This window comes from Novosphingobium sp. (assembly GCF_025351285.1).
Taxonomy (GTDB): Bacteria; Pseudomonadota; Alphaproteobacteria; order Sphingomonadales; family Sphingomonadaceae; genus Novosphingobium.
The window spans coordinates 1-11,109 of record NZ_JANXWG010000063.1 but is presented as its reverse complement, the minus strand read 5'-3'; the positions used below and the strand labels follow the sequence as shown (position 1 = coordinate 11,109).

Below are 11,109 nucleotides of genomic sequence, written 5' to 3'. Positions count from 1 at the left end.
GTGGTCATGAAGTCGATCCACTGGCGGGGGACCAATTGCACGCCGCGCACCGCGCCCTTGTTGCGCAGCATTTCGCCGAAGCGGGCCCAGTCGCGCGCGGTGGCGTGGATGGTGCTGCCGCCGATCAGCGTGCCCGATGCGTCGAATTCGGGGAGCATCGAGTGCGTGCCCATCGGTTCGAACAGCCGGGTGCGGAGGTAGTCGCTGACCGCGCGGCGGCGGGTTTCGGCGTCTCCGCCGGGCGCCAGCGAGCGCGCGGCGAGGTCGGCCAGGATCACGCTGGTGTTGGACGAATACTTGAACTTGGTGCCCGGCTGCGCTTCGAGCGGCTGGCTTTCGGCGTATTTGGCCATGTCGTCGCGGCCGTCGAGGAACAGCATGCGCACTTCGTCGGACTTGTACACGGGATCGCCGGCTTCGACATGATGGAGCCCCGATCGCATCTGGAGCAGTTGCCGCAGCGTGATCTCGCCACGCGGATCGCCGGGGCGTTGCCAGGCGGGGACGGTCGCGGGTTCGTTGAGCCGCAGACGGCCGTCGGACACCAGCATGCCGATCATCACGCCGGTAACGCTCTTGGCCATCGACCAGGAAATCAGTCGGGTGTGTTCGTGATAGGGCGCAGTGTAGCGTTCGGCGATCATGCGGCCGTTGTGCATCACGATCAGCGCGCGGGTTTCGGCAATCGCGGGATCGGTGAACAGCGCGTCGATCGCGCGGGCCAGCGATTCGCGGTCAACGCCGTCGCGGTCGGCCACGTCTGCGGCCACTACGGCCAGCGCCTTGGGCGCCAGAGGCGGCGGTCCCGATGGCGCGGACTGGCCACAGCCGAACAGGGCTGGCAGCAGCGCCAAGGGCAGGATAAGGCAGGCGCGATTCATCGTTCCCGCCCATACCACTGGATCGGCCCGCCGTGACAACTGCTAAGGTGCCAATCGCAAACATATCCACGACGCTTCACCGCACTGGGCGCCGCGAAGGTGCGCCCCGGCCCGGTCGTGTGCGGCGACGCTGGTTGATCGCGCTGGTTGTGGTTGTCGCGCTGATCGCGGCGGTGTTCGCGTGGTTCTGGGGCACGATCAACGGTTATGCGCAAGTCGGCGCATCTTATGGCGCGCGCGTGGCCTGTTCGTGCCGCTATGCCGGCGGGCGCACGCTGGGCGATTGCGCCAAGGATTTCGAGCCGGGCATGGGCATGATCTCGCTGAGCGAAGATGCGCATGCGCACAGCGTCACCGCGCGCTTCCCGCTACTCGCGCGCCAGACCGCGACCTATCGCGAAGGCGGGGGCTGCCAGCTCGAACCGTGGAAATAGCCAGCCAGCCTTAGGGGGAACCGATAGCGCACTTCTCCAACATCGTCCTGTGCGACGGGCCCGATGCGCCGCACGCGTTCGACACCGTGCCGCTCCAGCCGCGCCATGGCGATCTCGATCAGTGCTGCCCGGTGTGTCACGGCCACGGCCAGTGGAACACCGCGATCGACCTCGCCAGCTTCCGCTCTTCGCGCACGGTCTGCCAGTTCTGCCATGGTGAGGGCTGGGTGGAAACGGGCAAGGACCTGGTGGGCGTGCCCGATGTGGTAATGGCGCCGGAGGGCTACCCGATGTGGGTGGTGCGGTACTGCCGACCCCAGGAGGATGGGGTGCCGGTGAAGAAGGGGCCACTGGCGGTGGTTGCTTAAGGCAGAAGTGCCCACCCCAACGCGGGAGGGGACGAGACCGCTCAAGCGCGCAGGAACAGCCCCACGGTCAGCGCCACGCCGATGATGACCACCACGATCCGCAGCACCTTTTCGTCAACCCAGCGCAGCATCCTGGCACCGACCACACTGCCGATCAGCGCGCCGACACAAGCCACGCCAGCCTGGATCCAGCGGACCTGGCCCGAAAACAGGAAAATCAGCACCGCGGTGAAGTTCATCACGCCGGCCAGCACGTTCTTGGTGGCGCCCGCAGCGCGGACGGGCACGCGGCTGAGCGCCAGCGCGGCCATCATCAAAAACCCGATACCGCCGCCGAAATAGCCGCCATAGACCGCGATACCGAACTGCATCGCGCCCGCGCCGAAGGTCCCGAGGCCTCCCGAACTGTCCTCGGCCGCAGCAGGCTTGCGCCCGAAGCTGCCGTAAGCGAACGCGGCGGTGGCGAACAGCACCAGCCACGGCACCATCCTGGCGAACACGTTGCTCGGCGTCAGCAACAGCAGCGCCGCGCCGACTGCGCCGCCGATCAGGCTGAGGATCACGAGCGCGCGGAACGACAAGCTGGCGGTCCCGCTGGCGTTCTTCCGGCCGATCCAGCCGCCGGTGATCTGGCCGGGGAACAGCGCCACGGTTGATGTGATGTTGGCCGAGCGGGCGTCCATGCCCGTCAGGATCAGCGCAGGCAGCGTGATGAATGATCCGCCGCCCGCCAACTGGTTTTGCGCGCCCGCCCACAAAGCTGCGGCAAACAGCAGCGCCAGTGAGAGAATATGTGCGTGATCCAATGGGCGGTTCCTTCGTGCGAATCCGGTCTAAAGACAGGAAATGCGTGGCCCGGGCAACCCCGGGTCAGGCAAACTGCGCTTTCCCTTCGTCCGCCCCGTCAGATGAAAGCCAAAGCACCGATCGCACCGGTAAGGCCGCAGCGGGATCGAGGCGGCCAAGGCGGCGGCTATGGCATCGGCCTCGGTGGCGAAGCTGCGCTTGCGCCGGCAGATGCTCAACCGGGTGCGCATTCAGACAGCGGGGAGCAGCCCGCGTCCGGGGCCGAACTTGAGCCCCGCATCCTCATGCGGGCGGATGTAGATGCGCATGATCGCGGGGAATTCGGCCTGGAGGTCGCGTTCGATGGCGTCGACGATGCGTTCGACTTCGCCCGCGCTTAGCCGGTTGTCGAAATCGACGTTGACCGCCGCCACGATCTGGTCGGGCGCATTGTGGATGGTCATGATTTCGCCCACGCCCATCACGCCGGCGCGGGTGGCGGCGCGGCGGACGCCTTCGATCAGGTGCGGATCGGCCGCTTCACCGATCAGCAATCCCTTGGCTTCGCGTGCCAGGAAGATCGCGACCGCGCCCAGCAGCAGCCCGATCACGATCGAGGCAACGCCGTCGAAACGCGGATCGCCGCTGAGTTGCGAGGCCGCAAGGCCCATCGCGGCGACCACGATCCCGGCCATCGCCGCGCCGTTTTCGAGCAGCACGATCACGTTGGTGGTGTCCTTGGTTCCCACCAGCGCCTCCCACCACGATTTGCCTTTGCGTGCGGCGTCGAATTCGCGGAACGCGGCGTAAGTCGATCCGCCTTCGAGCGCGAAGGCCACGAACAGCACCACATAGGCGATCAGCGGCGAGACCGCAGGTTCGGGCTCCATCACGTGGATCACGCCTTCGTAAAGCGAGACGCCGGCGCCCAGCGCGAACACCAGCAGCGCGACGACGAAGCTCCAGAAGTACAGTTCGCGGCCATATCCGGCGGGGTGGATCGCGTCGGCGGGCTTGGCGGCGCGTTTCTGGCCGTACATCAGCAGGAGTTGGTTGGTGCTGTCGACCAGGCTGTGGACGCCCTCGGTGAGCATGGCGGACGAGCCGGTGATAGCGGCGGCGGCGAACTTGGCCACCGCGATCCCCACGTTGGCGGCCAGCGCGATGATCAGGACTTTGGAGTTTCCGGCCTTCATGCGCCCACCCTGTCGGATTGCGTTGCCGAGGCGGCCAGCCATGGCTCGGTCGATTCGATCCAGCCGCCACCCACCACGCGATCGCCCGCGTAGATGACCGCTGCCTGCCCCGGCGCGACGCCATATTCGGGTGCGGGGAACGCGATGCCGACTGCTGCACCCTCGCCCAGCACGCCATCGAGAGCGATCGGCACCGGCTTGGCCAATGAACGCACCTTGGCGGTTAGCGGCGTGCCCGGCGCCGGCATCGGGCCGATGCGGTTGGTTTCGGTGAGTCGCGCGCCGCGCCCGCCGAGCAGTTCGCGCGGTCCGACCAGCACGCGCGCGCCGGCGGGTTCGATACCGGTCACGTAAAGCGGCACCGGCTGCCCGCCGATTTCGAGCCCGCGCCGCTGGCCCACGGTATAGTAGATCACGCCCTTGTGGCGGCCCAGCACTTCGCCGGTTTGGGCATGGACGATCGGGCCGTCGGTTTCGGCTTCGGGGCGCAAGGACCGCACGATCCTGGCGTAATCACCGTCGGGTACGAAGCAGATGTCCTGGCTGTCGGGCTTGGCCGCAACCGCCAGCCCCATCGATTCGGCCAGTGCGCGCACTTGCGGCTTGGGCAGCCCGCCCAGCGGAAAGCGCAGGAACGCGAGCTGTTCGTCGGTGGTGCCGTAAAGGAAGTAGCTCTGGTCGCGCGCCGGATCGAGCGCGCGATGCAGTTCAGGGCCATTCGCGCCTTCAACCCGGCGTACATAGTGCCCGGTGGCCAGGCAATCGGCCCCCAGATCGCGCGCCATTGCCAGCAAATCGGTGAACTTGGGCCCCATGTTGCAGCGGATGCACGGGATCGGGGTGCGGCCGGCCATGTAATCGTCGGCAAAGCGTTCGACCACGTCTTCGCGGAAGCGCGATTCGTGATCGAACACGTAATGCGCGATGCCCAGCCGTTCGGCCACCATCCGCGCGTCGCGGATATCGTCACCCGCGCAGCATGCGCCCTTGCGGCCGGTCGCGGCACCGTAGTCGTAAAGCTGGAGCGTCACGCCGATGACTTCGGCGCCGGTTTGTGCGGCCAGGCCTGCGACGACCGAGCTATCGACTCCGCCCGACATGGCCACGACGATGCGACGGGCGGAAGTTTGTGCGGCCATGGATTCGGCAAGCGAAAACAGTGTGGCCGGGTCGATCGGATCGGAAATGCGCGCAGCGGTCATGCCGCGCGCATAGCCGCTACGGCAGTCCGCTGCAAAGACGATGCGCGCTGATGCGGCAGGGATTTGCTGGAAACGCGTTGTGGCAACCGATTGCCGCCACCCCGACTGGGTGTTGCCAGATGGCCCGCATCCTAACCGCAGGTAAAGGTGGGCTTTACCGAAGCTTATCGATCTTGCGGCTAAGGCAGCGTCATGGACATGGCGTTTCACACATCTTTCGACACTGCATTCGAACTTCCGGCTGGCTCGGGTTCGTGTTCGGGCTCGGGCAGGGCGCTGCGCCCGCTGGGCTGGGCCGAACTGTGCGCGCGGCTTGTTGCAAGCCACGATTTTCGCGCAGCACGTGCGATCGAGGGCGCGCGGCCTGAACGCCCTGCCAGCTTTCACGGATCGGCCGCGCAGTGGCTGGCGCTGTTGCCGGCAGCCGCTGCGGATCGGACCGGCAGCCCAATCGCCATCAGCCCAGCCGCCATCAATCAAGCCGGGGAAAATGAAATCGTTGTTAACCCAACCCTTTCAGTCGCTGGTCAATCTGTGTCGGGCATAGCCTTGCCTGAACCCGGTGGCGCCACATCCACCGCGTCGGCGCACAGGACTGAATCCGAGATGTCTGCATGATCGAGAACCAGAAATTCAAACCGGCACAAGTGATCGGTCCCCTTGGGGAACCGTTGACGATCGAGTCGCTGCCACCACCGCAGACCACACGTTGGGTGGTGCGGCGCAAGGCCGAGGTCGTGGCCGCGGTCAACGGAGGGCTGCTGACGATCGAGGAGGTGTGCGAACGCTATTCGCTCACGCTCGAAGAATTCGCGTCGTGGCAACGTGCGGTCGAACGTTCGGGAATGCCCGGACTGCGCGTGACCAAGATCCAGAAGTACCGCGACCTTTATGAGCGGCAGTTGAGATTTTGATAGCATAGCCAATGGCATAAATATCACACCAACAGTTCCATCGACGGCGGCCGCTTCCCCAGGGAGGTGGCCGTTTCGCTGCCAGAAAGGCCAAACTCGCACAAAATCAGCCGGATGGTGGCACAGATCGCGCCATATCCGTACATGACGCCCGTCGCCATGCGATTGCAGTTGGTCGATCACGTGGCTACTGCGCTAAACAACAAGGCAAATTGGCAAAGTGACGCTGATCTTGCCGCACTCGATTGACTTGCGAGAACTGTCCTAGCGGATTAATACACTTTCCGGCCTGCTGCTGGCGCAAGGCGTCGGCCGGGTCGATCAAGGCTTGCAGAACCCATGAATTATGAAACCAGCATCGGCACGGGCGGTCCCGCCTCTTTCGAGAACGACCAGGCGAACTATGGGCAAGGTTCCTATGGTGCGGCTGATCGCGGTCCGTCGCGGCGCAAGTGGTGGATCGGCGGCGCATTGATCGTTCTGGCGATCGCCGCGGTTGCGGTTGTCAAGAATCGCAGCGCAACCGACGCCACTGCCACCGACAAGGCCGCGCAGGCACAGACAGTATCGTTCGTGGTGCCCGGGCGCACCACGGTTTCGCGCAAGATCACGGCCAGCGGTGTGCTGGCAGCGCGGCGTAACATGCCGGTGGGCATCGCGGGCGAAGGTGGCAAGGTCGTCTCGGTGCTGGTCGACGCGGGCACCTGGGTGCACGCAGGGCAAGTACTGGCGGTGGTCGATCGTTCGGTCCAGGCCGAGCAGATTGCCGGACAAGCCGCCAATATCGAAGTGCAGCGCGCCAACGCGCGGCTGGCGCAAGCCAATCTCGATCGCGCTCTCAAACTGGTATCGAACGGCTTCATCTCGAAAGCCGATGTCGACCGGCTGACCGCCACGCGCGATTCGGCCAATGCGCAAACGCGTGTGGCCGAAGCCACGCTCAACCAGTTGCGCGCCAGCACCGCGCGGCTGAACATCGTGGCGCCGGCCGATGGCCTCGTGCTGTCGCGCGGGGTCGAACCCGGCCAGATCGTCGGCGCGGGCAGCGGAGTGCTGTTCCAGATCGCCAAGGACGGCGAAATGGAAATGCAGGCCAAGGTTGCCGAATCCGATCTTTCGCAGATGGCGGTCGGCATTCCGGTCGATGTCGTTCCGGTCGGCACCACCAAGGCCTTCCATGGTCAGGTGTGGCAGCTTTCACCCACGATCGACCCGCAAAGCCGGCAGGGTCTGGCGCGCGTTGCGCTGGCCTATGACGCTGCGCTGCGCCCCGGCGGGTTCGCCACGGCCACGATCGGCGCGGGCGCGATTACCGCTCCGGTCCTGCCCGAATCCGCGATCCTCAGTGATGCAAAAGGCAGCTATGTTTATGTGGTGGGTAGTAAGAACAAGGCGGTCCGCCGCGACGTGACGACAGGCGATGTGACCGAGAAGGGCATCGCCGTAATTAGTGGCGTGGCCGGGAACGAACACATTGTATTGCGCGCGGGCGGCTTCCTCAATCCGGGTGACAGGCTTAATCCAATAATAGCGCAAGTCGATAAAATTAATTAGTTTGCCGGCAAGAAGTTTCGCAATTTTTAGCGTGCCAAGTATTAGGGAAAATCCCTTTTCAAAGGCACTCGCTCAGCCGAGCGAGTGCCAAAGAACTTCAAGGAATACTACAATTTGTGGGCGAAATGCCGAACAAGATAAATAGTAAGACTGACCAGTTTGAACACATAATCAATCTCCGAATTGGTTTTATTTAGTCCCACTTGGGAATTAAGTGATACACAACGCTATGAACTTCCGCAACCTGTCTGCTTGGTCAATCCGCAACCCGGTGGTGCCGCTCGTCCTGTTCATGGCGCTTTCACTGGCGGGGATTGTGGCGTTCATGGGCATGAAGGTCCAGGACCAGCCCGACGTCGAATTTCCAGTGGTACAGATCGTGATCGCGCAGCCGGGTGCTGCGCCGACAGAAATCGAAAACCAGATTACCAACAAGGTCGAAGCGTCGATCCGGCAGATCTCGGGCGTTGACTCGGTGGGCTCGACAACCACCGAAGGGTCGGTGAGGATCGGCGTCCTGTTTCAGCTAGGCGTCGACGTCAACGGCGCAGTGGCAGATGTGAAGAACGCGGTCGATCAAGTGCGTGGTGACTTGCCCGATGGCATTCTCGAACCGCAAGTCTACAAACTGGCGACGTCATCCCAGCCGATCGGCTATTTTAGTGCGACCGCCGATGACATGACGCTCGAACAGCTTTCATGGTTCGTCGATGATACAGTCTCAAAACGGTTGCTCGCAGTATCTGGCATGGCCGAAGTGCACCGCAGTGGTGGGGTCGATCGCGAGATTCAGGTAATTCTCGATCCAGCGCGGATGCAATCGCTCGGCGTCAACGCGGTCCAAGTCAACGCTGCTCTGCGTGCGCTCAACCTCAACGCTGCGGGTGGCCAATCGGAAATCGCGGGCTCACGTCAGTCCGTGCGTGTGCTGGGTAATGCCAAAACTGCTTACGAACTTTCGCAGACGCAGGTCGGCTTCGCCAACGGGCGCACGGTCCGGCTTGGCGATGTTGCCGGAGTCAAAGACAGTTACTCGGAATTAACCTCGATCGCAAAGGTCAACGGCAAGGGCGCGGTTACGTTCTCGATCGCACGCGCACGCGGCGAGTCCGACGTCGAAGTCTATGATGCAACACAAAAGGAACTGAAAAAGATTGAAGAAGAGCAGGGCCATCGCGTCCACTTTTCTAACGTTTACAACAGCGCCGATCAAACACGTGAACAATATCATAGCTCACTTTCAGCAATGGTCGAAGGCGCGATCCTTGCGGTGATCGTTGTGTTCTTTTTCCTGCGCGACTGGCGCTCGACCATCGTCTCTGCGATAGCTATTCCACTGTCGAGTATCCCAACGTTTTTTGTTCTGAACGTATTCGGCTTCACCCTCAACACGCTGACGCTCCTGGCGCTGGGCCTTGTCGCGGGAGTGCTGGTCGATGATGCGATCGTAGAGATCGAGAATATCGTGCGGCACATGCGAATGGGCAAATCGGCGTACCAGGCGTCGATCGATGCGGCCGACGAGATCGGGCTTGCGGTTGTGGCGACCACGTTCTCGATCGTTGCGGTGTTCCTGCCGGTGGGCCTGATGCCAGGCATTTCAGGCCAGTTCTTCAAGAACTTCGGCTGGACGGTAGTGATTTCGGTGCTGTTCAGCCTGCTCGTCGCGCGAATGATAACGCCGATGGTTGCCGCGTATTTTCTGAAGGCAAAGGGCGAACAAAGCCATGGCGAAGGTCCGATGATGGACCGATACATGGCAATCCTCAGGTGGTCCCTCGATACGCGCGCGGCGCAAGCTTATCGTGCCCGGTTTACCAGAGCTGATGGGCGGCTTACGTTTGTGCGGCGTCTCGGTGCACGCGTGCGCGACCATCGCATCTGGATGATCGGAATTGCCTTTGTCGCGCTGCTCATGACCGTTGGCATTGCCGTAGTGATTCCAAAACAAACTTTCCCTGACGAGGACTCAAACAACGTCCAGCTTCAAATTGAAACTGTGCCGGGCACCACGCTCAAGCAGAACGAGGCGATCACCGACAAGGTCATGGCGATCATCCTTGCCCAACCTGAAGTCGAAATTGCGATCGAGCGAATCCGTGAGACCAATGCCAACATCTATATCAGCCTCAAGAAGGATCGTGCCCGCACCAGCATCGTGTTCGAACGCGAACTGACTCCTATCCTGCAAAAAATTGCCGATGCGCGCGTAACGTTCCAGCAGCAGCAGCAGGGTGGCGGTAGCAGCGGGTCGGGTCGGGCAATCGACGTGATGCTGTCGGGGTCCAATCCGGATCTGCTTATGAAGACCGCGCAGACGCTGGCGGAGCAGATGGCGACTCTCAAATCGGTGGTCGCGCCGCGCATCAATGCCGATCTCAAGCGGCCCGAACTTGTGATCACTCCGCATTTCGATCTCGCAGCCTCGCTCGGTGTCACTACTCAGGCGCTGAGCCAGACAATCCGGATCGCAACACAGGGCGAGATCAACCAGAATAGCGCCAAGTTCTCGCTGAGCGACCGTCAGGTTCCGATCAGAGTCAAGATTCCGGTCGAACAGCGTCAATCGCTCGCCACGATCGAGAACCTGCCGGTGCCGACGGCCAGCGGCGGAACGGTTCCGCTTTCTCGCTTGGCAACTATCACCTTCGGTGCAGGCCCGATCCAGATACAGCGCTATAACCTTAGCCGGCGCGTTTATGTCGGCGCAGATCTACCTCCGGGGGTGGTGAAGGGAACTGCCGACGAAGCGATCAAGAACTTATCGATCATGAAGAACCTGCCTGCTGGCGTTTCAAATGCCAAAGCTGGCAATGAGAAGATCAGTGAAGAAATGGCTACCAACTTCCCTCGTGCGCTTTTGGCTGGCGTACTGCTGACCTTTTCGGTTCTGGTGCTACTTTACAGACGCTTTATCTCGCCACTGGTCAATATGGCCTCGCTGTTTCTGGCGCCTCTTGGTGGATTGATTCTGCTAATTATTGCAGGACAGCCTCTTACAATGCCGGTGTTCATAGGGATCTTGATGTTGTTTGGCATCGTCGCCAAGAACTCGATCCTGTTGATCGACTTCACGATCGAGGAAATGGCAAACGGCGTCGACAAACTCAGCGCGATAATCGACGCCGGTCACAAGCGAGCGCAGCCGATCGTTATGACCACGGTGGCGATGGTCGCGGGCATGATACCCACCGCGTTGTCGATCGGGGGCAATAGCGGCTGGCGCGCGCCGATGGGCACAGTCGTGATCGGCGGGCTGATCCTGTCGACATTGCTCACGCTGCTGATCGTGCCGGCGGGCTTCAGCCTGGCCGATGGCCTTGAAAAGCGGCTGGGTCCCTGGCTCGGACGCAAGCTGCTGACGCGTGAAACCACGCCGAAGCAGGGCGGCTTCACCCCGGCAAAGCCCGAGGCGATTCCCGCCGAGTGACCGTGCCGCGATCCGACGCTCGAGTACAATCAGTGGCCGCACCCGGATTGCTGCGTGGCCGGTCAATCCTGCGGCGTGCGTCAATGACGGTCGATCGGGCGCGGGGGATGCGGCGGCTGGCGACCGGGCTCTTGCTGGCGATGGCGGCCGTTTATCTTGCTTCGCGGCTGCTCGAAGCGCGGTTTCCCGACTTTGCGCCGGCGCTCGGCTTCGCGCGCGCCTTTGCCGAGGCCGCGATGGTTGGCGGGCTGGCAGACTGGTTTGCGGTCACCGCGCTGTTCCGCCACCCGCTGGGCGTGCCGATCCCGCACACCGCGATCATCCCCGAAAACAAGGACCGCATC

11 protein-coding genes are annotated in these 11,109 nt (G+C 62.7%); 6 read left to right on the top strand and 5 right to left on the bottom strand.

Annotation, left to right across the window (positions count from 1 at the left end; translation table 11 throughout):
* A partial coding sequence (locus tag Q0R16_RS07765; RefSeq protein ID WP_295634553.1) for a serine hydrolase occupies positions 1 to 881 on the bottom strand: 881 nt, incomplete at its 3' end.
* A 137-nt stretch (positions 882 to 1,018) separates the two neighbouring features.
* Between Q0R16_RS07765 and Q0R16_RS07760 the strand changes: the two genes are divergently transcribed.
* Both Q0R16_RS07760 and Q0R16_RS07755 read left to right on the top strand, forming a co-directional pair.
* On the top strand, positions 1,019 to 1,315 hold the full coding sequence (locus Q0R16_RS07760) for a hypothetical protein (protein WP_295634556.1): 297 nt from the start codon (positions 1,019 to 1,021) through the stop codon (positions 1,313 to 1,315).
* 86 nt (positions 1,316 to 1,401) lie between these two features.
* Complete coding sequence (locus Q0R16_RS07755) at positions 1,402 to 1,683, top strand: hypothetical protein (protein ID WP_295634550.1); 282 nt, start codon at positions 1,402 to 1,404, stop codon at positions 1,681 to 1,683.
* 41 nt (positions 1,684 to 1,724) lie between these two features.
* On the opposite strand, the gene Q0R16_RS07750 is transcribed toward Q0R16_RS07755, so the two are convergent.
* From Q0R16_RS07750 to mnmA, 3 genes are all read right to left on the bottom strand, one after another.
* The gene (locus Q0R16_RS07750; protein ID WP_295634547.1) at positions 1,725 to 2,489 is read right to left on the bottom strand and encodes a sulfite exporter TauE/SafE family protein; all 765 of its coding nucleotides are present in this window, start codon (positions 2,487 to 2,489) and stop codon (positions 1,725 to 1,727) included.
* A gap of 231 nt (positions 2,490 to 2,720) precedes the next feature.
* Positions 2,721 to 3,665, bottom strand: coding sequence for a cation diffusion facilitator family transporter (locus tag Q0R16_RS07740; RefSeq protein ID WP_295634541.1), 945 nt, complete (start codon positions 3,663 to 3,665; stop codon positions 2,721 to 2,723).
* A complete protein-coding gene (gene mnmA, locus Q0R16_RS07735; protein ID WP_295634538.1) occupies positions 3,662 to 4,867 on the bottom strand; it encodes a tRNA 2-thiouridine(34) synthase MnmA in 1,206 nt (401 codons plus the stop codon). Before mnmA ends, Q0R16_RS07740 begins: the two co-directional genes overlap by 4 nt.
* A 614-nt stretch (positions 4,868 to 5,481) precedes the next feature.
* Between mnmA and Q0R16_RS07730 the strand changes: the two genes are divergently transcribed.
* Positions 5,482 to 5,781, top strand: coding sequence for a DUF1153 domain-containing protein (locus Q0R16_RS07730; RefSeq protein WP_295634535.1), 300 nt, complete (start codon positions 5,482 to 5,484; stop codon positions 5,779 to 5,781).
* A gap of 23 nt (positions 5,782 to 5,804) precedes the next feature.
* On the opposite strand, the gene Q0R16_RS07725 is transcribed toward Q0R16_RS07730, so the two are convergent.
* Entirely contained in the window at positions 5,805 to 5,942 is a 138-nt protein-coding gene (locus Q0R16_RS07725) for a hypothetical protein (protein ID WP_295634531.1), read from the bottom strand.
* A 178-nt stretch (positions 5,943 to 6,120) separates the two neighbouring features.
* Between Q0R16_RS07725 and Q0R16_RS07720 the strand changes: the two genes are divergently transcribed.
* The 3 genes from Q0R16_RS07720 to Q0R16_RS07710 form a co-directional block, all read left to right on the top strand.
* Positions 6,121 to 7,335: an efflux RND transporter periplasmic adaptor subunit gene (locus Q0R16_RS07720; RefSeq protein WP_295634528.1), complete on the top strand. Its 1,215-nt coding sequence runs from the start codon at positions 6,121 to 6,123 to the stop codon at positions 7,333 to 7,335.
* 229 nt (positions 7,336 to 7,564) lie between these two features.
* Positions 7,565 to 10,765: an efflux RND transporter permease subunit gene (locus Q0R16_RS07715; protein ID WP_295634525.1), complete on the top strand. Its 3,201-nt coding sequence runs from the start codon at positions 7,565 to 7,567 to the stop codon at positions 10,763 to 10,765.
* Positions 10,766 to 10,848: 83 nt separating this feature from the next.
* On the top strand, positions 10,849 to 11,109 hold a 261-nt coding region (locus Q0R16_RS07710; protein ID WP_295634522.1), incomplete at its 3' end, for a DUF445 family protein.

Coding starts and splice junctions, on each gene's coding strand:
- Q0R16_RS07715 (WP_295634525.1), top strand. CDS start 7,565: ATGAACTTCCGCAACCTGTCTGCTTGGTCAATCCGCAACCCGGTGGTG.
- Q0R16_RS07725 (WP_295634531.1), bottom strand. CDS start 5,942: ATGGCGACGGGCGTCATGTACGGATATGGCGCGATCTGTGCCACCATC.
- Q0R16_RS07720 (WP_295634528.1), top strand. CDS start 6,121: ATGAATTATGAAACCAGCATCGGCACGGGCGGTCCCGCCTCTTTCGAG.
- mnmA (WP_295634538.1), bottom strand. CDS start 4,867: ATGACCGCTGCGCGCATTTCCGATCCGATCGACCCGGCCACACTGTTT.
- Q0R16_RS07740 (WP_295634541.1), bottom strand. CDS start 3,665: ATGAAGGCCGGAAACTCCAAAGTCCTGATCATCGCGCTGGCCGCCAAC.
- Q0R16_RS07730 (WP_295634535.1), top strand. CDS start 5,482: ATGATCGAGAACCAGAAATTCAAACCGGCACAAGTGATCGGTCCCCTT.